Below are 24,467 nucleotides of genomic sequence, written 5' to 3'. Positions count from 1 at the left end.
AGTTTTTTTGATTTTTGTTACTCCACAGAAATTCAGTAACGATTAAAAACTAGTTTTTGCTCTGGTTCATATCTTTGGTCTTCTAGTATACCCTTGTTGTTAAGGATAACCTTCATTGATCCAATATTATCTGCTTTACAAGTTACCAAAACTTGTTTAATCCCGTGCTTTGTTGCTTCTTGTAAAGCCAACTTTAAAATTTCAGTTCCATAACCTTTGCGGCGATGTTTTGGACTAACAGAATAACCAATATGACCACCATAATTTAATAAATATTCTGTTAAACTTAAGCGAATATTAACTAAACCAACTAATTCAGTACTTTCTATATCAACTACTAGAAATTCCAGTGAGGGTACTCTGCCAAGCGGCAAATTTTTGGCGTCCTTTTGATTTTTTAAATATTGCAATCACTCTTTAATATTCGACATAGCAAATAGTTGAGAACTTCCTTCAATAACTTTATTATCAAATTCTTCAACATATTTTTTAATCTCAGCTTCATATGCTATAGTTGGATTAATTAAAACAATTTTTTTCATAAAGCCTCCAAAAAAATTAATGCATTTAATTATTATACTCTTTTTTATAATAATTGTGTGGAAATTTTTCCATTTAGGTTGGTAATTCACAAAATGTTTTCCAGATTATATTTACTATATTCTCACTAACTCTTTGTGATAAGAACATAAAATTATATATGGAGAAATACTCCAACAAAATAGGAGGAATTACAAATAATGAAAGTAATTGTAATTGGAACCAATCATGCAGGTACGACTGCCGTCCGAACATTAAAACGTTTGGATCCAAGTGTTACCGTGACAACTTATGATAGAAATGACAACATTTCTTTTTTAGGATGTGGTATTGCTTTATGAGTTAAAGATGAAGTTAAAGACCCTCAGGGGTTATTTTATGCATCTCCAGAAACTCTAGCAGCTGAAGGCATTGAAGTTCATATGCAGCATGAATGAGTCGGAATTAATCCCGATAAAAAAACCGTTTTAATTAAGAATCTTAAAACAGATAAAACTTTTGAAGATAGTTATGACAAATTAATTGTTGCTACTGGTTCATGACCAGTGCAACCACCAATTCCAGGAATTAATTTAAACGGAGTTCAAATTTGTAAAAACTATCATCACGGAAAAATTTTAAAAGAAGTTAACAATGATAAAAATATTGAAAATATTACAGTAGTTGGCGCTGGCTATATTGGAGTAGAATTAGTAGAAGCATTCCATGAAGCTGGCAAAAAAGTAACCTTAATTGATGTCGCTGATCGAATCATGCCTAACTATTATGGAGAAAATTTCACTTCTTTAATTGAAAAAAGAATGACTGATGCTGGTGTATCTTTAGTTCTTGGTGAAAAAGTAGTTGAATTTGTTGGTCAAAAAGATAAGGTAATACAGGTTGTTACTGAAAATAGCGTTATTGACACAGATTACGTTGTATTTTGTTTAGGAATTAAACCTCAAACAGGAATGCTACAAGGAATAGTAGATTTAGCCAGCAATGGAAGTATTAAAGTTGACCGATACATGCAAACTTCTAATTCTGATATTTATGCTATTGGAGATTGTATTGAAGTCTACGACAATGCTACTGCAAAGAATCATCCAATTGCTTTGGCAACTACTTCAGTTCGTACAGGAATTTTAGCAGCTATGAATATTATTAAACCAAATTCATTGCCATCACCAGGATTTTGTGGATCAAACGCAATTGATGTTTTTGGAATGAAAATGGCATCTGTTGGAATTACTGAGAAAGTTGCTCAATCACTAAATATTGATTATGACAAAATTTTCTTTACTGACAATGACCGCCCAGAATTTATGTCATCAACAAAACCAGTTTATTTGGAAATCATTTGAGATAAAACGACAAGAAAAATTATTGGGGCACAAGTTGCCGGAGAAAATAACCACACAGAAATTATTCATATGTTTTCACTTGGTATTTGAAAAGGACTTACAATTGATGAATTACCATTAGTTGATATGTTCTTTTTACCTCACTTTAATAAACCTTATAACTTTGTAACTTTGGCTGGGTTGGAAGTTCTGGGATTGAATTATTTTAAAAAAAGTGACAAAAAGTAATGATAAGTTTAATTGTTTCAAGGCAAACGAATCCTTATTGAAATTTAGCATGTGAAGAATATTTAACCTACAATAAAAATTTTAAAACACCAATTTTCTTTTTGTGACAAAACCAAAATACAATTGTCGTTGGTCGTAATCAAAATGCCTATTCGGAAATAAATATTGAAAAAGCCAATGCTAATGAAGTTACTATTGTTCGAAGAAACACTGGTGGTGGAACAGTCTATCAAGATTTGGGAAATATATGTTTTTCTTTAATTGTTGAAAATGATCAAAAAAGCATTAATGAAAACTTTCAAAGAACTTTAAATCCAATTGTAGATTTTTTAAGAGACAAAAATTTAAATGCTAGTTTTTCAGGTCGCAATGATATTGAAATTGATGGTTTTAAAGTTTCTGGGAATGCGCAGTTAAAAACTAATGACCGAGTACTTCAGCATGGAACATTATTATATGATGTTGACTTAGCTAAAATTAACGACTATTTAATTGTTGATCGTACAAAAATGGAATCCAAAAAAATTGCTTCAGTTAGTTCTAGAGTTGCCAATATTTCAGCATTATTGAATGAGACTAAAGATTTAAAGAAATTTATTAATGATTTGAAAAATTCTTATTTAAAAAACCAAGATGTAGAAGAAATCAATTTGTCTTCTGAAGATTTAGCTGTAATTGATAAGCTTGCAAAAGAAAAGTATTCTACTTGGGAATGAACGTTTGGAAAAAATGCTTCGTTTGCTAAGACTACAAAAGTTTATCTTCCAAATAAAGGTTTATTGGAAATAAGATTTTCAACATCTGAAGGGTACATTTCAAATATTAAATTTTATGGGGATTTTTTAGGTTATTTAGGAACAGAAAATTTGGAAAAATTATTAATAGGCCAAAAATATGAAAAAGATGCAATTACTAATGTAATACGCCACATCAATATGGCAGAAATATTTGGTGATACATTTGAAATTGACGATATTACTAATTTATTATTCTAATCAAATTTAAGGAGGAATATATGAAATATATTGAAAAATTTGATGTAACAAAAGATGAAATTATTCGTGTAATGGATAGTTCTGGAAAAATTATTAACAAGGATTTAATGCCCGAAATTAGTTTGGAAGAAACTTTGGAAGCATATAAAATTATGAATCTTTCAAGAAGACAAGATATTTTTCAAAATCTTGTACAAAGACAAGGAAGATTGCTATCATTTTTAAGTTCTACAGGACAAGAAGCTTGTGAAGTTGCCTATTCTTTAAACTTAATTAAGGGCAAAGACTGATTTATTTCTGGATACAGAAATAATGCTGCATGAATTACATGCGGAGTGCCAATTAAAAATGTGATGTTATATTGAGCAGGAAATGAGTATGGAGCAAAATCTCCAGATGGGGTTAATGTTTTACCTCCAAACATCGTAATTGGTAGTCAATTCAGTCATGCTACAGGAATTGCCTTTGCTGAAAAATATAAAGGGTCTGATGCAATTGCTTTAACAGTTACTGGTGATGGTGGAATGAGTGAAGGAGAAGTTTTTGAGGCAATGAATTTTGCAAAAGTTCATGAATCTCCAGTGATCTTTGTTTGTGAAAATAATCAATGAGCCATTTCAACTCCAAGAGGAGAACAAACTAAATCACTTAACTTTGCTATTAAAAGTATTGCTGTTGGAATTCCTTCATTAAAAGTTGATGGTAACGACTTTTTAGCATGTTATGGAGTATTTAAAGAAGTTGCTCAATGAGTTCGCGAGGGTAAAGGGCCATTCCTTGTTGAATGTGAAACTTATCGTTTAGGACCTCATTCTAGTGCTGATAATCCTGATGTTTACCGTGATCCTAAAGAATTTGAAGATGCTAAAAGTCGTGATCCTCTAATTAGATTAAAAACTTATTTAATTAAAAATAAAGTGTGAAGCGATGCTCAACAAGAAGCATTGGATAATGAACATGATCAGTATGTTAAAGAACAATTTGATTGAATGGAGCAAAACAAAGCATACCCACTTGAAGATATCTTTAATTACACATTTGCTGAAAAAAATGATCAGCTTGAAGAACAATTTGAAGAAGCACGAAGATTTTATGAAAAATATCCTAATTCAGTTAAGGGAGGACACTAATTATGCCATTAATTAATAATATTAAAGCTGTTAACCAAGCACTTGATGTCGCAATGGAAAGAAATCAAAACGTCGTAACATATGGAGAAGACGTTGGTTTCGAAGGAGGAGTCTTCAGAGCTACTGAAGGACTTCAACAAAAATATGGAATTGAAAGATCATTTAATGCGCCAATTTCAGAAAATTTATTTATTGGTGCAGCAATTGGTATGGCAATTAATGGTCTATCTCCAGTTGTGGAATTGCAATTTGAAGGATTAGGGCGTTCAGCCTTGCAAAATATTACAACTCATTTAGGAAAAATGCGTAACAGAACTCGTGGAAAATATACATGTCCACTAGTAATTAGAACTCCAATGGGTGGAGGAATTAGTGCTCTTGAGCATCACTCTGAATCTTTTGAAGCTATTTATTCACATACACCAGGTTTAGTAGTAATTATTCCGTCAACACCATATGACACTAAAGGATTGCTACTTGCTGCAATTGATTCACCAGATCCCGTAATCTTTTTAGAACCAACTAAATTGTATCGTGCGTTTAAACAAGAAGTTCCTGAAGGATACTATACTGTTCCAATTGGAGTAGGATATAAAATTCAAGAGGGAGATGATTTAACAATTGTAACTTACGGAGCACCAACTGTGGATTGTCAAAAAGCACTTGAACTTTTAAAAGAAACTCATCCTGAGGTTACTGTTGATTTAATTGATTTAAGAACAATTAATCCTTGAGATCGCGATATGGTATTTAAATCTGTAACAAAAACAGGAAGACTATTAATTGTTAATGAAGCAGCTAAGTCATTTGGTGTTGCAAGCGAAATTATTGCGTCAGTTAATGAAAACTGTTTTGATTATTTGAAAGCTCCATTAACACGTTGTACTGGATATGATGTAAATATTCCTTTTGTTCAAGGAGAACGTTGATTTAATATTAATCCATACAAAATCTTGGATAAAATTCATGAAGTTTTAGAATATTAGAACTATAGAAAGAAGAAAATATGTTTAAAGTTAAATTTACCGATATCGGAGAAGGTTTACATGAAGGAAAAGTAACCGAAGTTCTTGTTAACATCGGTGATTCTGTAAAAATGGGACAAAGTTTATTTGCCGTAGAAACTGATAAAGTTAATGCCGAAATTCCTTCTCCTGTTGATGGAAAAGTGTCTGAAATATTGATTAAAAAAGATCAAGATATTAATGTTGGTGACGTTGTTTTCATAATTGATGACGGCTCTACTACTGCTGCTGATTCAAACGTTTCAACAGCCAGCAAAGAGCCTGAAATTAGTGGAGGATCATGCGTTCCAAATTTACCAGAACCTGAAGAAGAAAATGCGAGTGTTGTTGGTTCTACACCTGTTTCAAATCATGTAATTACTCGTCAAGTTCCGCAACCATCAGATATTAAAAAGCCAGCAGCAGAAATTCGTGCAACTCCACAAGCAAGAAGAATGGCAGTTAAATTGAACATTGATTTGTCCAAAATTATTGCTTCCTCACCAAGTGGAAGAATTTCAATTGAAGATATTGAGGCTTATAATAACCAAGCTTCTGCTTCTGTTCAACCTGCTACAGCTCAACAACCCGTTCGTTCTAATTTATCAACGACAGGTTTAGAAGTCGAAGCAATTTCTATGACAGGAATTCGTAAGGCAACTGTTAAGGCAATGAAATATTCACACTCAACAAATGCTTCATTTACATCATTTAAGAAAATTGACATTACTAATATTTATGATTTGCGTAACAATTTAAAGGACTTCGCAAAGCAAAGCGATATTAAATTAACATATTTAGCTTTTGTTGTTAAGGCTGTTGCAAAAGCTTTAGTTGATAATCCAAATATTAATGTTCGTATTGATGAAGAAAACAACGCAATTCAATATATTAAAAATATTAATATATCTGTAGCTGTAGATACTCCATATGGACTTGTAGTTCCTGTTATTTTCAATGCTAACAATTTAAGTTTATTTGAAATTGCTAAAGAGATTAGCAACATTGCTTCAAAAGCTAAAGACAAAAAATTGGCTGTTAGTGATATGACTAATGGAACCTTTACAATTTCAAATATTGGAAGTGTTGGTTTGGAATATGCAACTCCAATTATTAATTCTCCAGAATCTGCAATTATGGGAGTTGGAATTATGAAAAAAGAGCCCGTTTATATTGGTGATGAAGTTAAACCAAGATACATTATGCCATTTTCAATTACAGCTGATCACAGAGTAATTGATGGTGCCGATGTTGGACGTTTCTTACAAAAAGTAGAAGAATACTTAACAAACCCAATTATTTTATTAACATAGTTATGAAAGAAGGAAAATTCTATGAACTTACAAAATAATCATGGAACATGCCCTTTAAACTCTAATTCTCAAGCAAAAACAAGCAACATCGAAGATACATTCGATGTTGTTATTATTGGTGCTGGAATTGGTGGGTATGTTTGTGCTATTAAATGTGCACAATTAGGTTTGAAAACAATGATTGTTGAAAAAAATAGTTTTGGTGGTGTTTGTTTAAATATTGGATGTATTCCCACAAAAGCTTTATTAAAAACGGCTAAAGTTTTCGACCAAATCATGAAGGCTGAAAAATTTGGAATTGAATTTGAAAATGATCCTAAGCCTAAACTAAATTGATCTAAAGCGCAAGATCGTAAAAATGCTGTGGTTAAAAAATTGACTACAGGAGTTGAATATTTATTGAAAAAAAATAAGGTAACAATAATCAAGGGCGAAGCTGAAGTTGCTAGTAGAAATATCTTAGCAATTAATGATAAGAACTATCAATTTAAAAATATCGTTATCGCTACTGGTTCAGTGCCAATTACTCTAAATTTGCCTGGCTTTGAGAAAGGCTATGCTGCTGGAAAAATTATTACCTCAACTGAGGCTTTGGCATTACCAAAAATTCCTAAATCAATTGTCATAATTGGAGGAGGAGTTATTGGTGTTGAATTTGCTTGTTTATATGCTCAACTTGGAGCAAAAGTGACTTTATTGCAAGGTTTACCAACTATTTTAGAAATGTTGGATGAGGACATAATTGCTGAAATGACAAAGGTGATTGTTAATAAATATGCAATTGACTTAATAACTGATGCTAAAGTCAAAGAACTATCAAATAACGAATTAGTATATGAAGCTAATGGCAAAGAACAAAAAGTTAGTGCCGACTACATTTTACAGTCAGTTGGCCGTAAAACTGTGATTAAAGGTTTTGATAACTTGAATCTTAAAATGACAGAACGTAATGCTGTTGAGGTTAATGATTATTGTGAAACTAATATTGATGGAGTTTATGCTATTGGAGACGTAACAGGTAAATCAATGTTGGCTCATGTTGCTAGTCATCAAGGTTTGGTTGTTGCTAATCGTATTGCAAAAAATCTTGATTTAAAAATGAATTATGATCGAATTCCAAGTTGTATTTATACATCTCCTGAAATTGCTGCAATTGGTAAAACTGAAAAGCAATTGAAAGATGACAATGTTAAATATGAAAAATTTAATTTTCCTTTTGCGGCAATTGGTAAAGCTTTAGCTGATGATGATAGCGTTGGATTTGTAAAGTTAATTATGGATCCCGAAACAAAGGCTTTATTGGGAGCGCATATTATTGGTAATCGTGCAACAGAAATGATTTCTGAAATAACAACTTTAATTGAATGCGAAGGTACAATTTATGAGCTTGCTCGTGCTATACATCCTCACCCAACAATGAGTGAAGCTATTGGTGAAGCTGCTGAGGCATTGGAATCTGGAAAACCATTAAATCTATAGGAGAAATACATGTATACAATTAATGAAATTAAAAATTTTATTAGCAACTCGAAAGTTAAAAAAAGAATTGTCTTACCTGAGGGTAATGAACCTTCAATAATTAAGACAGCAAATTACTTAGTCGAAAATAATTTAGCAATTCCAATTGTGATTTTTGAGACTAGCGAAAATATTTCTTCTGACTTAAATTCTCAAGTCGAAAAAATTATTTTGGACTCTTATGATTTAAGCGAACTGCGTGATGCTTTTCTTGCAATTAGAAAAGAAAAAGCCACTTTAGAAATCGCTAATACAGTTATTAAGCAGCCAAACTATGTTGGTACTTTACTTGTTGAATTAGGTAAAGCAGATTGTATGTTGTTAGGTTTAACTTATACTACTGCAGATTCTTTAAGACCTGCTTTACAGATTATTAAGACTGCTCCTGGTTATAGTTTGGCTAGTTCTGTTTTAATAATGCAAAAAGATGACCAAAGTTTATTGTTTACTGATTGTGGTTTTAATATCAAACCTAATGCTGCTCAACTTGTTGATATTACAAAAATGACTGTTGAATTTGCTCGTTCAATGAATGTAAAAGAGCCCGAGGCGGCTTTGTTAAGTTATTCAACAAATGGATCTGGCAAAGGTGAGGATGTTATAAAAGTTCAATCTGCTGTTTCAATTTTGAAGGAACAAAAAGTTGACTTTAATTTTGCAGGTGAAGTTCAATTTGATGCTGCTTTTGACCAAACAGTGCGCTCAAAAAAATTTCCCACTAATACTTTAACTAAATTGATTCCAGATGTATTTGTATTTCCAGATATTAACGCAGGAAATATCGGCTACAAAATTGCTCAAAGAATGGGTAATTGAAACGCAATTGGTCCATTTATTTTGGGCCTTAACAAGCCGGTTAATGATTTAAGTCGTGGAGCAACTCTAGAAGATATAATTAGTACAGCCATTATTACAATTTTTCAAGCAAGCGAGGTGGCTTAATGATTTTAGTTATAAACTCAGGTAGCAGTTCAATCAAATTTAAACTTTATAAAAAGGAACCTTCACAAGATAATCAAACAGTTTTGGAAGGAATTGCTGAAAGAATTACTCTTGATGGAATTTTGACAATTAAGTACAAGGATAATAGGACCACTTGAAATATGGATTTTCAAAATCATGAAAGCGCTGTTAAAGGAATTTTAAGTAAATTTCAAGATTTAGGGGTTATTAAAACAATTGATGAAATCGTGGCTATCGGTTTCCGAATTGTAAATGGAGGTTCAATTACTGAACCAACAATTATTAATGATAAAGTATATAAGGCAATATTTGACAGTATTGAATTTGCGCCTCTTCATAATCCAGGTGCCTTAGTAGCAATTGATGCTTTTAAAAAAATCACTCCCAATGCTATTCTTGTAGGAAACTTTGATAATGCATTCCACCATACAATACCAAAAAGTAATTTTTTGTATCCTTTACCTATTGAATGATACAAAAAATATAACGTTAGAAAGTTTGGATTTCATGGTTTAAGTTATCAATATATTGTTGAGAAATTTGCCGAATTGGCAAAAGAAAATAAGGAAAATCTTAACTTAGTTATTTGCCACTTGGGAAGTGGTTCTAGCATGGCTTGTATTCAAAATGGACTATCATTAGACACAACAATGGGATTTACACCTTTAGGTGGATTAATGATGGGTACTCGTTCGGGGAATATTGATCCTTCGATTTTAGAATTTATAACTAAAAAACTGTCGATGACAATTTCAGAAGTTACTGAAATGCTAAATAAAAAATCTGGTTTGTTGGGAATGAGTGAAATTTCTGCAGATATGCGTGATTTAATTCTTGCTAGCGCAAAAGGTAATGATAACGCTAAATTGGCTGTTAATAAATATGAGCAAACAGTAGCTGATAACATTGTGACTTTTGTTAATAGATTACCTTATGTTGATGCTATTATTTTTACAGCAGGAATTGGTGAAAACTCTCCTGAAAATCGTCAAGGAATAATTGACAAAATTAAGATTTTGAATGTTAATCTTGATCAAACGGCTAATAATGAAAAAAATGATAGTTTTAAACTTATTAGTGCCAACAGTTCAGCTATTCCAGTATATGTAATTAGAACTGACGAAGAAAGTATGATTTATCAAAACACATTGAGTTTTTTGAAATAAGAGCGCTAAAAAAGTTGCGATTAGGTCGCAACTTTTTATTTTGCATTTGCATAAGCTGATTTTAAGTAAAATAACAGCATTTGAATGTCTGCTGGATTAACTCCAGTAATTCTTGATGCCTGACCAATATTTAAGGGACGAACCCTAACTAGTTTTTGGCGAGCCTCTGTTGCTAAATTTTCTACTTTATTATAATCAATATCTTCTGGAATTTGCTTACGTTCTAATTTGACTAATTTTTCTACTTGTTGACGCTCTTTTTTTACGTATCCCTCAAAACGAATTTCGATTGTGATTGATTGCAACTGATTTACTTTTAAATTTTGTAGTGTTTTAACATATGGTACTAATTCGTTGATATCGACAGTTGGAATTTTAATAATTTCTAAGCCACTATAACCATGAGTCAAATTTGCCTGCCCTTTAGCTTTTAAATTAGCTGCTAATTCAGATTTGGGAGTGAAGCGAATTGCTTTCAATTCTTCAACAGCATTTTCCATTTCCCTAATATATTGTTTATACTCTATTCATTCTTGCTCATTAATTAAACCAATTTGATATCCATATTCTTTCAATCTTAGCTCGGCATTATCATTTCTTAACAATAAACGATGCTCTGCTCTAGATGTCAACAAACGATATGGTTCTCAAACTCCCTTGTTAATCAAATCGTCTACTAAAACTCCCAAATAAGCTTCATCACGTCTTAAAATTAAAGGCGGTTCATTATTTATTTTTCTAACTGCGTTAATTCCTGCTAACAAACCTTGCCCAGCTGCTTCTTCATAGCCACTTGTTCCATTAATTTGTCCAGCGGTAAATAAGTTCTTAGCTGCTTTTAGTTCCAAACTAGGTTTTAATTGCATTGGGTCCAAACAATCATATTCAATTGCATATGCTCATGATTTAACACGCATATTTTCAAAGCCTGGTAAAGACTTTAACATTTGCTCTTGGACTTCAATTGGCATTGAAGTTGAAAATCCCTGAATATATCAAACATCATCGCTTAGCGATTCTGGTTCAATAAAAATTTGGTGAGTTTCCTTATTTTTAAAGCGAACAATTTTGTCCTCAAAGCTTGGACAATATCTTGGTCCAATTGACTCAACTGTTCCCGAGTACATTGCTGATTTTTGCAAATTATCCTCAATAATCTTTTTAGTTTCAGTTGTAGTATGGATCAGGTAACATAGTTGTTGTTCTGCCAATGGAGTGAATTTAGTTGTTGAAAAACTAAAGGCTAGAGGAGCGTCTGAGCCAGGCTCTTTAATTGCATGACTCAAATCAACTGAATCTTGATAAACACGTGCAGGAGTTCCAGTTTTGAAACGCAAAAGTTTTAAACCTAATTCTTTTAAGGATTGACTAATACCTGTAGTTGTTCGCTCTTGATTTGGTCCCGATTCAAATCGTTCCACTCCCTTAAGAATTTCAGATTTTAGATACGTCCCTGTAGTCAAAATAACCGCCTTAGCGTGTAATTCTGCTCCATCTTCTAATCCAACACCATAGACCTCTTTTAAATCATTAAATAGCAGTTTTTGAACTGCGCTAGCAACTAACTCAAGATTTTTTTGTTCCTTAACTTTTCGTTGCATATATTTTGAATATTCAATTTTGTCAGATTGAACACGAAGTGCTCAAACTCCGGGCCCTCTTGATGAGTTTAAAAGTTTTGTTTGCAAAGCTGTAGCATCAGCTGCTTTTGCCATTTCTCCACCTAAAGCATCAATTTCTCTAACAACAATCCCTTTTGCCGGACCCCCAATACTTGGATTACAAGGCATGGCTGCGATTTTATCTTCATAAAGATTTATTAAAGCTGTTTTTTTGCCCATTCGTGCAGAAGCTAATGCAGCTTCTACTCCAGCATGTCCACCACCAACAACTAAAACATCATAGTTTTTATTTTTCATAATATAGTAATCTTCTTTCTGTAGATTTGTTATATCTTTGACATATAAACAATAAAGTTTAGTTATTAATTCTTTGACAATTATTAACTAATTTATATTATAGAATATTATTAGTAAATTTAAAAGGAGATTGAAATGAAACATGCATTACTAATTGTAGACTATCAGTATGATTTTGTTAGTCCAGATGGAAGTTTATATGTTCCTGAAGCAGAAACTAAGTTGCAACACATCACAAATTTAATTCATAAATTTAAACAGGAAAAGAATTTAATAATCGCTTCTCAAGATTGACATCCTGCAGATCATTATTCTTTTGCTCAATGAGGAAACCATTGTGAACAAAATAAAAAGGGTTCAAATTTAATGATTAATCAGGCTGACCTTGATCACGTAATATTAAAAGGTCAAAATAAAGATATTGAAAGTTATAGTGCTTTTTATGATGAAAGGAACAATTCAAACGGCTTAGATGAGCTACTTAAAAACTTAGGCGTAAGCGAATTAACAATTGTAGGTGTAGCTACCGATATTTGTGTTGCCAACACCGTTTCTAGTGCTATAAAATCAGGTTATAAAGTACACTTGGACCTTGAAGGTTGTGCTGGGTTTTCAAATGTTTTAACATTTTAAAAATAAATAAAAAAGTTGATGCCTTAAAGCATCAACTTTTTTATTTATTTAAGTCTTTGAAATAGAATTTTTTTATTACCCAGCCTATTGAATTTAATGTTTTTAAATGTTTGCAAATTTTCGAAACTAATCTCAATATTTTCTAATCCACATTGCTCAATCATATCAGAATAATTTGATACTAAAATTGGTTTTAATAAAAACGAAATAATTGCTATACAACGTTGTAAAGTCATAAGAACTGTTGCAAGCTCTTTGTTTTTTCCTTCTTTATCTAAATTTCAGGGTGTTGTTTCTTCAATATATTTATTACATGCGGCACTTAAATCAAGTACTGTTCTAATAGCAGCACTGATTTTATATTGGTCCATTAAACTTTGATATTGCTCAATTGTATTGTTAGCTAAATCAATCATTGTTTTATCAACATCATTAATATCACTTTCAATATATCCATTGAAATACTTTGTAATCATATTATTTGTTCGTGAAATTAAATTTCCAATGTTATTTGCTAAATGAGCATTAAAAGATTCTTTAAATAAATCCATTGTAAAATTTCCATCTTTTTCTGTTGGAAGTTCATAAGAAATATAAAAACGCAAGCTATCGGCTCCAAATTCATCAATAACAGCAATCGGGTCTATTACATTACCCAATGATTTTGACATTTTTGTACTATTACTCAAAATTCATCCATGACCCAATAAATGAGATGGTTGTCTTAAATTTAGAGCTTCTAAAATTATCGGTCAATAGATTGCATGGAATCGAATAATTTCTTTTCCTGCAAGTTGCAAAATCTCTGTTTCTGGATCAGCTCAAAATTTTTTAAACAAACTATCGTCTTCTTGTAAATATCCCAATGCAGTAATATAGTTTGATAACGCGTCTAACCAAACATATACTACATGTTTAGGATCTTCATTAATCGGAATTCCTCACTTAAATGATATTCTAGTAACTGAAAGATCCTTTAATCCAGGTTCAACAAAATTTTTTAACATTTCAGTACGACGATAATCAGGAATCAAAAAATTGCTTTCCAAAACAGTTTCAATAAAAGATTGAAACTGAGATATCTTTAAAAAGTAAGTATCTTCTTTTATGAGTTCAGGTTTGTTATTTGATATTTTACAATTTCCATTATCATCGATTTGATCAGGATTCAAAAACTCTTCGCAAGATATACAATATAATCCTTCATAAGCACCTTTATAAATAAGTTCTTTTTTAACTAACAGCGAAAAGATTTTTTTAACCGTTTGTTCATGATATTCATCAGTTGTTCTAATAAATTTAGAGTAATCAATATTTAATTTATTTCATAAATTTTTAAAGTTTTCTATTTTATCTTCTAAATAAATCATTGGTTCCAAACCGGCTTCTTTTGCTTTAGTTTCAATTTTTTGTCCATGTTCATCTGATCCAGTTAAGAAAAATGTTTCAAATCCTTGCATATCCTTGTAACGCTTTAAAACATCAGCCAATGTTGTTGTATAGGCGTGGCCTAAATGTAAATTACCACTTGGATAATAAATTGGTGTTGTTACATAAAATTTTTTGGGCATATATGATACCTCTTTCTACAATAAAAATATTTTATCATTTTAAAATAAAAAAAGACCTAAGTCCTTTTATGTAGCAACAACTTTCTTGAATCATTCTAAGAAAACCTGATCTACAACTCCAGTAGACTGCAATATTGCTCAAAGTGATAGAGCAATCACTAGCAAAATGACAATTGCAGTCAACCCCAAAAGAACAGTTTTTACTAACGGAACTTTTCTAAAACTAAATAAAAACAAAACAACTATTCCGAAAAGTAATCCGCAAATTCCGACTATAAGCAATGTTTTTTCTCCGTAACTCATATTTATCCTCCTAAGTTAAATTATATTTTGTAAGTTTATGCAGGAAATGTTTTTCTAAAAAAGTAATTGAAAAACAAAAAAAAGTAGCGAAACCATCTTTTTTGTTTTTATTTGTACAAAAGATTATATTTACTCATTATTTTATTAAAATCTTGATCATCATTTCATTCAGATAAAAAATTTAAACTTTTAGCAATGCTTAATGTTATCTCTTCTAATTCCGCATCGGTAAATTTTGACAATACTCAATCAACAATTTTTCAACCGGGCTCAGGACTTCCAACTCCAATTCGAAAACGTTTAAAATCTTCGCCACTTAAATATTGAATAATCGATTTGATTCCATTGTGACCTGCAGCAGAACCTTGAATTTTGAATTGATTTTTTGTTATTGGAAAGTCTTTTTCATCGTGCATAATAATTACATCGTTTTTAGAAATTTTGTAATATTCTATCAATTCTCTTACTGCTATTCCGGATTTATTCATATAAGTCTGTGGCTTAACAAATAAAACTTTTTCTCCTTTGATATTAGAAAAAAACACTTCAGCATGGTGTTCGTTTTTTTGAACTGAAAAACCATATTTTTCTAAAAATAAGTCAATTGCAATTCAACCAATATTGTGACGAGTTTTTGAATATTCCTTACCCGGATTGCCTAATCCAACAACCATTTTCATAATTAGTTATTTCTCACGTATTCTTCAGTTTTGTCTAAAATTGCTTGTTTTTTTTGATTATAAACATTTGTTAGTGATTCATGATTTACTGAAGCTTGAATCATATCTGCAATTAAGTGCGCAACTGAAATAATTTTTAAACCTTTAAACTTACGGTCTTCAGGAATGTTAATTGTGTTCGTAACCACAACTTGATCAACATAACCAGCAGAAATTGCTTCTTCCATACGACTTTTTGCAATACCATTAAATAATCCATGGCAAGCAAAAATATAAACTTTCTTGGCACCATTTTCCTTTAATGCTTTAGCAGCATTGATAATTGTTCCACCAGTATCAATCATGTCATCGACAATGAAACATATTTTCCCATCAATATCTCCCAAAACAAATTCAACCTCTGCTTTATTTGGTTCAGGGCGACGTTTTGCAATAACAGCAATACCATTTGTCATTGCTCCTGTGTATGAGTCAACTTTGTGAACACGAGTCAACCCTCCATGATCGGGAGAAACCAAAATACACTCATTTCTGTCAAATTTGCTCGCAATAATTGTATCAATAATTTCATTTGCCAAAATTTGCGATGTCTGAAAATTGTCCATCGGAATATCAAAAAAGCCCATTGACTGTTGTGAATGAATATCTACTGTAATTACTCTATCAGCACCTGCTTTAGTCAGCAAATCTGCTACTAATTTTGCAGTAATTGGCTGACGTCCTTTTGCTTTACGATCTTGTCTTGCATAGCCAAAATATGGAATTACAACATTAATTTTTTCAGCGCTACCACGCTTAAAGGCATCAATTGCAATTAAAAGTTCCATGATGTTATCATTAACTGGCGTTGATGTAGACTGAATAACATAAATTTCTTTCCCACGGACTGAATCTAGCGCTTCTACAAGCATTTCCCCGTCTGCAAATGTTACAGTCTGAATTCTTTGTTGTGTAATACCTAATGCATTACAAACCTCGTTTGTTAAACGTTGATTTGAACTTAACCCAAAAATACTTATTTCATTTTTATTGTTCATTTTAAACCCCTTTGAATAAATAATATCATTAAACTTTTTATACTTTATATAAAAAAAACCATAAAGATGTTTCTAAATACAAACCTTTATAGAAATATTTTTTTGTGCTAAATAAAAACTATGTTTTTAAGCATTAAGTGCATTTTTTTGTCTTTCAGTTTCAATTTTGTTAATTTTATCAATATACTTTTTAAAATGAATCGCGCTTGTCGGATCAGCTGTTTCTAGAAAAACTGTTTTTCATCATGAAACTTTGATTTTAATATAAATTCGCGACTTCAATTTTAAGTCTTGCTTTAAGTTTATATATTTAAAATTGCTAAAATCAAAATTACGATTAGATAATCTTCGCTCTCCGGTTGAACTAGCCATATATATATTATTTTCTGTTGCAATTAACAAAAAATATTTTGGTGACAAAGATGAGGCAAAGGATTTTGCCATTAATGCAGTTTTACATTTCTCATCTTCAGGAATCAATCTTGATGCTAATTCTCAGTAACGCTTAATTGACAACGGTGACAAAGTATCGTTACTTCATTTTGCAATTCTTAGCTCAGTTATAACTCGTTTTGATTTTTTATACTTTATATCTTGTGTCATAGGCTTCCTTTGTAAATAACTTTTATCAAATATTATTTTACTCCTTGATTTTGTAAATACAAAGCATAAGACGCTTTAATATCTTCGCTATCTTCTCTTGTTACTAATTTTCCATTAATTTTTGTTCGTTTATAAAATACATATAGCAATGGTGCAATTAATATAGCAACTATTAAATCAGTTAGTCCCGAAAAAAAGAAAAACCAAAAAGCATTATTCGTTGATTTTGAAACTGCGAACCCAATTCCGATCATTGGTAATAAGATAGTCATAGTTCTTAGTGATGTACATCAGGTAGCAACTTTACTACGTTTTGTTCCTTGAAATAATCCTAAAGATATATATGTTAGGCATGCTAATGGATATGTCATGAAATTCACAAATTGATATCAGTAGAATGTGGTCCCATAACCAACATGCTCTGATGGAAAAGCAAACATTGTTAACATTCATGGTCCTGCAACAATAATTAGCACGAAGATAAACATAAATCATCCAAACATTAGTCATGATGATTTTCTTAAAATATCCAAAATACGCTTATTATTTCCTGCTCCATAGTTGAAAGCAATAATAGTTCTAACTCCTTGATTTAAACCAATTACTGCTGATAAAATAAATTCATTTCATGGAGTCATCGAAGAAATTAATTGCTGGACTATTGAAGTCCCTCCACTGTCTTCAATGCTTGGATATCCATTTGGAATCGGAAGTTGAACAACTAATGATGTTGCTACATATGCATTTATGAAAACAGCAAAATAAATTACAAAATTGGGAACTCCCGCTTTAATAGTTTCGGTAAAGTTTTTGGGATTTAGTATATATAAGTCCCTAAAACTAAAATTGGAGTAAGTTATTTTTGAAAAAAATATCACAATTAAACAATAAACTAGTTGATAAAAATAAGCCATTACTGTTCCTAATTGTGCTCCAGTTAATTCTCAACCCAAAATATCCATTGAAAAAATTGATACTACGCATTTAACTCCCAATGAGCTAATTGTCATAATCATAATATGAACCATTTTGCCCTCACTGCGAACCATATTCATACAGAAATTAGCCATAAATAAGACTCAAATTCCATAAATTAATGGTTCAACATCTCTTCAAGCCAACTCTTCAATTATTAAATTTTTGTGATTACCCATTTGTGAACTAATTAAGACCTGGCCTCAAGGGCGAAATGATAGTGAAAAAAGTAGCGCTCCTACAAATAGAGAAACCAAAAAACTATATGTTAATCCATTTCCTGAAATTTTTCCAAGTTCTCGTTTATTTCCTCGACCAAATTCAATCGCAAAAACCATTCCAGCACCAATTGCCATAATTTGATTAAACGAATAAGCTAAATTATATGTCTGTGCTGTATATTGAGTTGTAATATTAATGTACTTTTTCATCAATTCTTCATTAATTGTTAAACTTGAAATTTCTTTAAGTTGCTCAAAAGCTAAATAAGGGTCCTGAGGATCATAACTTTTGATAATGTTTAGTACTTTGCTGTAATCACCAGAATTCAAGGGACCAAATAGTTTATTGACAGCTTGCTCGTGAGTATTAGTTTGCAAAAAATCTGCCAAAATACTATGATTTCCTTGTCCATCACCAATTATCATTAGTTCAATATACTTCCAATTTTTAATTGCATGTGGAGTTGCAAATTGTAATGCCAATGATTTATCCAAAATATTATACAAGCCCTGAACAAGCATTAAAATTACGGTTGGCAAACAAAAAAAGATGATTGTTTTTCAAACACTTGAATAACGAAGCATTACTTCACGTTTAGTCATTGGCTCTATTAATTTTTCTTGTTGTTCTTCTAAGGATTGATTAGGTAAATTTGTATGAGAAATAATTTTTGTAGAAGGTCTTTTAACTTCAAACAGTCAATTTCAAAATTTATTATTTACATTCATACTTTTGTGCTCCTAAACTTTATTATTTACATTCATACTTTTGTGCTTCTAAACTTTATTATTTTATTATATAACTTTTGAATATTTAAAAGAAAAATATATAATTAATATTATGAAAAAAAATTATTCTTAAAAAGAAATATATTTTAGAAAGGAACCCAATTATGAGTATTGTTTTAATTGAAGGATTAACGCACCAAAACGGTGGAAAAAAATTATACCAGGATTCAACAATGCGCATTAATAAAGGTGAGCACATTGCCTTATTAGGAGCAAACGGAACTGGGAAAACAACATTATTAAATATTATCGCCGGAAAAAATATTCCTGATCATGGAACTATAGAGTTACACCCTCGCTCAAAAATGGGTTACCTTGATCAACACCAAGATGTGGATATGACAATTATTGTTGAAGATTATTTAAAGGACACTTATAAAGAACTTTACGAAATCGAAGCTAAAATTCATAAAATATATGAAAATATGGCGATCGAGTATAACGAAGAAGATCTTGTTAAAGCTTTGGCAATGCAAGAAGATTTGAGTTTACGGGGTTTTGATACTATTGAAAAGGAAATTGGAAATTTGGTTGCTGGTTTAGGAATTAACGCTGATAACCTTAAAAAGCAACTAGGACAATTATCTGGTGGTCAAAGGGGAAAAGTCTTGTTGGCAAAATTGCTTTTGAAACAAGATGATTTTATTTTACTAGATGAACCAACAAACTTTTTGGACATTGAACAAGTGGAATGATTGGCAAAATTTTTGCAGCAATATGAAAATGCTTTTTTACTAGTTTCTCACGATGAGGACTTTATTAATAAAACTGTTGATGTAATTTATGCGATCGAGAACTTAGAAATTAACCGATATGTCGGAAATTATGAGAAGTATGTAGAGCTTTCTGCACAACGTGCAGATCAATATGACCGAGCACGTGAGTCGCAGCAACAACAAATAGCAAAATTGAAAGAATACGTCGCAAAAAATGCTGCTCGAGCATCAACGGCTCGAAGCGCCCAGTCGCGTCAAAAACAACTTAATAAAATGGACGTATTAGATGAACGACGTAAACTAGCAAAGCCGAAAATGTCATTTAAATATAAACGTCCAAATTCAGCAGTAATTGTTAAAGCCGAAAGTTTGGAAATTGGTTATGGTTTTGCTTTAACTGAACCACTAACTTTTGAGCTTCGTGAAGGTCAAAAATGTATTGTCAAAGGTTATAATGGAATCGGTAAAACAACTTTTTTAAAAACTGTGGCTGGTGAAATACCCAAAGTTGGCGGAAATGTAATGGTTGGAAATGGAGTTGAAACTGCATTTTTTCATCAAGTTGAAGAAAATAATGAAATGACGCCAATTGCTTATTTAATGAGTCTCTACCCTCAAATGTTGGAAGGCGAAGTTCGCGCCACAATTGGTAAATTTGGAGTCAAATCAGAATTAATGATGAATCCTATGAAACTACTATCTGGAGGAGAGCAAACTAAAGTTAGGTTAGCTGCTTTAAGTTTGGTACCAGCAAGTTTGCTAATTTTGGATGAGCCAACAAATCACATTGATGTGTTAGCAAAAGACGCTTTGCTTGAAGCAATTCAAGCCTTTGAGGGTACAGTTCTAATAACAACTCACGATATTAACTTTGAAACAAATTGAGCAGATAAAGTATTAAATTTTGAAGATTTAGTTCAATAAATACTCAAAAAAATAAATGTTTGAAAACAAGAAATTTTCTCTTTTCGAGAATATTTCTTGTTTTTTTTTTTTTTTTGTTCTAAAATTCTTTTGCCGTCTTTTAAATGAAAGACATGTTTATAAAAAATAAAAATGGTAAAAACAAAGGAGAACCATGAAATTATATTTATCTTTATTAGCAGCAGTAACAGCCGGTCAATTGCCAGCTGAATTTTTAGCATCCAACAATATTTCAAACGTTGTTAAAGATGACACCAATGAAATTACTGAGTATGAAGCAATCAACAGAGCAAACATTGCTTATGGTACAAAAATTAAGCAATCAATATTTGACGAAAACAGTGGAACAACGTATTGATCAGGAACTTTAGGGACCCGCCAAGCTCTAGTCTCATCTAAAATGAAATCAGATTTTTCTGGATCAACAATGAGAAAGGCAATCGACTCTAGAACTAACACCTTAGGATGAGCGGGTAACAGTTTACGAGAAAAGAAAAAAGGTATTAATATGGAAGGCCAAACTATTTTTTATGGTAACGATTTTAATACTTATTATTTCAGTGAACATGGTATCACTAGATTTCACTGAGATGATGATGCAAATACTGACGGATTAATTGGAAGTCTTGGTGGACTTTTGGGAGGAATTGTTGGTGGCCTTGGTCTTGTATTATCAGGTTTGGGTAGCGCTTTAACTCCTGCTAAACCAAAACCAGTTGAATATAGTGGGCAAGAAGTTATCTTGTATAGAGCAAATCAAGAAAAAATTACTGATGCAATTTATTCAATAAATAATAAATCACTTTATTACGTAACAGAGAATTCAGTTGAAAATGTTTGAAGAATAAACAAAAGCGACGAAAATGGTAGCAAAAATGAAGTAATTGCTGAAGGTGTCATTAATAAAGCCGCTAACGGTAAAAGCTTGTCACCAAAATTGGCAACTGACAATAACTCAACTTCAAAAAACATTTTTTATACAATTTCAGGTAATATTTTTCGAGTTATCGACAAAGATGATATCGAAAAAATAGGTGCAATTCCTAACTCTGATCATGTATATAAATTTGTTAGTGAAAAAGACGGATTTTGAGTTGGAACTTCTTCGCTTTTTAACGGCGAAAATAATCCAGCTGAGCCCAAAACCTTTTTCTTGAACAATCTTGATAAAACAGTTATTGAAATTAAGGGAAATGGAAGAGATTCATGGCTAAGGGATATTATTTGAATTAACGATACAACTAAATATACTGTTTTTAACCATTGAGCAGAAATAAAATCAAACTTTAGTACTCAATCGAAATACACTTACGTTCAAAAAAATGCCTCAGATGTTGTTGTTCATAATTTAGAGGGTTATAGTGGAATGTTCGATTACGGTTTGATGTTTCAGTCAGACGAATCATTTGGAACAAAAAATCGTGAACGTGGAATGGTACAACGTGTTGTGAGTGACAAATTTCAAGAAGTATTGCGTTTTACAAATCTTGGGCATGAGCCTGGGGACGTTGATTATACAATTGATGAAAACGGGCGTATAAATGTATACCAAGTAGGTAATAATAATGCAGCTTTAATAATTAGTCCGAATTCTTACATTACAAAAGTTCAACTATTGAAATCTGGAACTGAAGAAGAAATTCAGGGAGTTAAACTTGATAAGAATAAGGGATGAGTTGTTCCAATTCCTAAAGAATCAGAAACGAACGGATATGACTTATATATACAATTTTTTGATTCTGAAAATGCTGGTTTTACGAGTGTAGGAAAAATTACGATTGCAAATATTGTACAAACGCGAATTGACATATCTGAAAGGAAATATTGAATTGACCAAGATTTAAGTTTAACTAATTCTTTAAGCGACGAGGAAATATTGGCAGTATTAAAAAATAAAGTAGGACAAAATTTAGCTATTGAAAAAGACATTAAGATAACTAGAGAGAAAAATGCTAATTATGGGGTTTCTGGTGAGATACTTATTCAGGCAATTGATACTTCTAAATTAGTTCAGGGAAAACAAAACTTAACTATTCCACCATTAAAATATGATTTAGCAAATTTGAACCTTGGCAAAATTGCTGAAATATTGAAGGAAAAAAGTGAAACAGAGATTAAAAAAAATGTAACGGAAAAAATTCAAAAAGAAACCAATTATCAAGGGTCAATTAATGACCAATATGAGGTCGAATCTTTACTGCAACCAATGGAAAAAACCAATGGATCATTTACTATAAAGGCGATAGAAGATTCTAATTTATTAGTTGGTTCACAAAAAGTAATTTTACCAGCGCTTAATGCAATTGATCTTTCAACGCTGGAATATGAAGTTGACAAAATCACTAACGAAAGTAGCGAAGATGATATCCTTTTTGTTATTAACAATGCAATTAAAAAACAATATCCCGATGCTCAGGAAATCAAATCTGAAGAGTTTAAGGAAAATATTGAAATTGTAAGAGTATTGCCAAAATATGGTTCAAAAGGAAGCATTTCGATTATTGCCAAACCTGAATCCACAATTGTTAAGTATGACTATGAATTTAAGACTGAATGACTTAAATTTAACTTGGCATTATTGGATGAAACTATAAGCTCTAATGCTGCGACTAAAGAAAATTTCTTAGAAAAAATTCATGGTATTATTGGCTTAGAAATGGTAACTCTTGACGAGTTTAATTTTACGTTAACCAAGGCAAGTACCGCATCTGAAGGATCAATAACTATTGAAGCCAATAATGACACAAATCCAAATCACCTATTTGGACGAAAGACAATTGTAATTCAAAAAGTTTACGATTTAAGTGACAGAGACTTATTTAAGGATGCTAAGTTTTTTAATGAAACAACTGAGGATGACGTTTTAGAATACTTAACTGAAGTTAAGAATTGAACAAATATTGTTTCTTCAGATTTGGAAATTGAAATTCAAGAAAAATCAACAATCGAAAAACGAGGAAAAATCATTATCAGAGCTAAAAATGAAAGCGCTCGTGTTAGCGGTGCGGCTGAGCAAATCGATTTGTATTTGGAAAGAGAAGAACTAGGAAATGTTATTAATGAATTTGACCGTGATCTGGGAAACTTTGATAAGACTCAATATGACCAAGAAACCACTCTTGAAGAATTTGAAAAGGATATGTTATCAAGACTTAAGAAAAAAATGCCAAAGTTTGAGATTGAAGATATTACTATAAAACTGTTGAGTGACAACTCTGCAATCATTATTGCTAATAAAGACTCAGAATTATATAAAAGTCACGTAAATATATCGTTTACTATAAAATCTGAAATTGCTAAGGTAATTATTGGAGATAGTCTTGACTTAGGAATATTAGAGCAAGAGCCAACAGATGAAGACGTTCAAGAATTTTTGAAAAATTATGGATATACTTTTGACTGAGAAACATTTGAAATTAATATTAATAGCGATACCAAAAAGATTTTGGTTTCTGCAAAAAATGAAAACACTTTATATACAGGAAGCGTCGAATTAGTTTACGTTGTTTCAAAAAATTTAAAAGATGTTATTACGAAAACTCATTTTGAATTAAGTGGTAAGCCAAGTGTTGAAGCTTACTTAAAAGTCTTAAAGCAAAATAACCCTGAACTTGATATTGACTCAATTTCAATTAGCGAAATCACTAAACAAAGTTCTGAAAAAAATGAGCCATATAAGTATTCTGCGATTGTTAGATCAACAAATCAAAGTGTTTATCGTGGAATTCAAAAAGTCACATTTACATCAGATATGAAGATTGAAAAAGGTATAAGAAATAGCAATAATAAGGTTAGTTTGGGGCTCCTATGAGGAATAGCAGCTATTAATATATTGGGAATAATTGCTGCCACTTTATTTGTAAGAAAACAAAAAAAAGATAAGGAAGAAAAGTAAT

19 protein-coding genes are annotated in these 24,467 nt (G+C 31.3%); 11 read left to right on the top strand and 8 right to left on the bottom strand.

Annotated elements, in window-relative coordinates; translation table 4 throughout:
- Positions 1-17 precede the first annotated feature (17 nt).
- Complete coding sequence (locus tag CXP39_RS00295) at positions 18-542, bottom strand: GNAT family N-acetyltransferase (RefSeq protein WP_027048355.1); 525 nt, start codon at positions 540-542, stop codon at positions 18-20.
- A 198-nt stretch (positions 543-740) separates the two neighbouring features.
- Between CXP39_RS00295 and CXP39_RS00290 the strand changes: the two genes are divergently transcribed.
- Genes CXP39_RS00290 through CXP39_RS00255 form a run of 8 tightly spaced genes read left to right on the top strand, consistent with a single transcriptional unit; the run spans position 741 to position 10,200 of the window.
- Positions 741-2,111: an FAD-dependent oxidoreductase gene (locus CXP39_RS00290; RefSeq protein ID WP_027048354.1), complete on the top strand. Its 1,371-nt coding sequence runs from the start codon at positions 741-743 to the stop codon at positions 2,109-2,111.
- Positions 2,111-3,106 (top strand): lipoate--protein ligase, encoded by a 996-nt coding sequence (gene lplA / locus CXP39_RS00285; RefSeq protein ID WP_027048353.1) that lies wholly within the window; start codon positions 2,111-2,113, stop codon positions 3,104-3,106. The genes CXP39_RS00290 and lplA overlap by 1 nt, the downstream gene beginning before the upstream one ends.
- Before the next feature lie 20 nt (positions 3,107-3,126).
- Positions 3,127-4,236, top strand: a complete 1,110-nt coding sequence (locus CXP39_RS00280; RefSeq protein ID WP_027048352.1) for a thiamine pyrophosphate-dependent dehydrogenase E1 component subunit alpha — start codon at positions 3,127-3,129, stop codon at positions 4,234-4,236.
- 2 nt (positions 4,237-4,238) lie between these two features.
- Positions 4,239-5,222 carry an alpha-ketoacid dehydrogenase subunit beta gene (locus CXP39_RS00275; RefSeq protein WP_027048351.1) on the top strand — a complete coding sequence of 328 codons (984 nt, stop codon included), beginning with the start codon at positions 4,239-4,241 and terminating at the stop codon, positions 5,220-5,222.
- 20 nt (positions 5,223-5,242) lie between these two features.
- Entirely contained in the window at positions 5,243-6,553 is a 1,311-nt protein-coding gene (locus tag CXP39_RS00270; RefSeq protein ID WP_027048350.1) for a dihydrolipoamide acetyltransferase family protein, read from the top strand.
- A 21-nt stretch (positions 6,554-6,574) separates the two neighbouring features.
- On the top strand, positions 6,575-8,032 hold the full coding sequence (lpdA, locus tag CXP39_RS00265) for a dihydrolipoyl dehydrogenase (RefSeq protein ID WP_084497579.1): 1,458 nt from the start codon (positions 6,575-6,577) through the stop codon (positions 8,030-8,032).
- 9 nt (positions 8,033-8,041) lie between these two features.
- Entirely contained in the window at positions 8,042-9,013 is a 972-nt protein-coding gene (gene pta, locus CXP39_RS00260) for a phosphate acetyltransferase (RefSeq protein WP_027048349.1), read from the top strand.
- Positions 9,013-10,200 (top strand): acetate/propionate family kinase, encoded by a 1,188-nt coding sequence (locus CXP39_RS00255; protein ID WP_027048348.1) that lies wholly within the window; start codon positions 9,013-9,015, stop codon positions 10,198-10,200. The genes pta and CXP39_RS00255 overlap by 1 nt, the downstream gene beginning before the upstream one ends.
- Positions 10,201-10,235: 35 nt before the next feature.
- On the opposite strand, the gene mnmG is transcribed toward CXP39_RS00255, so the two are convergent.
- On the bottom strand, positions 10,236-12,119 hold the full coding sequence (gene mnmG / locus CXP39_RS00250) for a tRNA uridine-5-carboxymethylaminomethyl(34) synthesis enzyme MnmG (RefSeq protein WP_027048347.1): 1,884 nt from the start codon (positions 12,117-12,119) through the stop codon (positions 10,236-10,238).
- Positions 12,120-12,254: 135 nt separating this feature from the next.
- On the opposite strand from mnmG, the gene CXP39_RS00245 reads away from it, so the two are divergent.
- Complete coding sequence (locus tag CXP39_RS00245; protein WP_027048346.1) at positions 12,255-12,752, top strand: isochorismatase family protein; 498 nt, start codon at positions 12,255-12,257, stop codon at positions 12,750-12,752.
- 44 nt (positions 12,753-12,796) lie between these two features.
- Here CXP39_RS00245 and metG read toward each other — a convergent pair whose 3' ends face one another.
- The 6 genes from metG to CXP39_RS00215 all read right to left on the bottom strand — a co-directional run bounded on the left by metG (position 12,797) and on the right by CXP39_RS00215 (position 18,871).
- Positions 12,797-14,323 (bottom strand): methionine--tRNA ligase, encoded by a 1,527-nt coding sequence (gene metG / locus CXP39_RS00240; protein ID WP_027048345.1) that lies wholly within the window; start codon positions 14,321-14,323, stop codon positions 12,797-12,799.
- Between the two features lie 66 nt (positions 14,324-14,389).
- The gene (locus tag CXP39_RS00235; RefSeq protein WP_027048344.1) at positions 14,390-14,626 is read right to left on the bottom strand and encodes a hypothetical protein; all 237 of its coding nucleotides are present in this window, start codon (positions 14,624-14,626) and stop codon (positions 14,390-14,392) included.
- Between the two features lie 107 nt (positions 14,627-14,733).
- On the bottom strand, positions 14,734-15,306 hold the full coding sequence (pth, locus tag CXP39_RS00230; RefSeq protein WP_027048343.1) for an aminoacyl-tRNA hydrolase: 573 nt from the start codon (positions 15,304-15,306) through the stop codon (positions 14,734-14,736).
- Between the two features lie 2 nt (positions 15,307-15,308).
- Complete coding sequence (locus tag CXP39_RS00225; protein ID WP_027048342.1) at positions 15,309-16,343, bottom strand: ribose-phosphate diphosphokinase; 1,035 nt, start codon at positions 16,341-16,343, stop codon at positions 15,309-15,311.
- A 126-nt stretch (positions 16,344-16,469) separates the two neighbouring features.
- Positions 16,470-16,946 carry a hypothetical protein gene (locus CXP39_RS00220; RefSeq protein WP_027048341.1) on the bottom strand — a complete coding sequence of 159 codons (477 nt, stop codon included), beginning with the start codon at positions 16,944-16,946 and terminating at the stop codon, positions 16,470-16,472.
- A 32-nt stretch (positions 16,947-16,978) separates the two neighbouring features.
- Positions 16,979-18,871: an MATE family efflux transporter gene (locus CXP39_RS00215; protein WP_027048340.1), complete on the bottom strand. Its 1,893-nt coding sequence runs from the start codon at positions 18,869-18,871 to the stop codon at positions 16,979-16,981.
- Between the two features lie 164 nt (positions 18,872-19,035).
- On the opposite strand from CXP39_RS00215, the gene CXP39_RS00210 reads away from it, so the two are divergent.
- Both CXP39_RS00210 and CXP39_RS00205 read left to right on the top strand, forming a co-directional pair.
- Entirely contained in the window at positions 19,036-20,571 is a 1,536-nt protein-coding gene (locus CXP39_RS00210) for an ABC-F family ATP-binding cassette domain-containing protein (protein WP_027048339.1), read from the top strand.
- Positions 20,572-20,725: 154 nt separating this feature from the next.
- On the top strand, positions 20,726-24,466 hold the full coding sequence (locus tag CXP39_RS00205) for a hypothetical protein (RefSeq protein WP_027048338.1): 3,741 nt from the start codon (positions 20,726-20,728) through the stop codon (positions 24,464-24,466).
- Position 24,467: the final 1 nt, after the last annotated feature.

The organism is Mesoplasma syrphidae (assembly GCF_002843565.1).
GTDB classification, from domain to species: domain Bacteria; phylum Bacillota_I; class Bacilli_A; order Mycoplasmatales; family Mycoplasmataceae; genus Tullyiplasma; species Tullyiplasma syrphidae.
The sequence above is the reverse complement of the archived record's forward strand: the minus strand, read 5'-3'. Positions and strand labels throughout refer to the sequence as shown.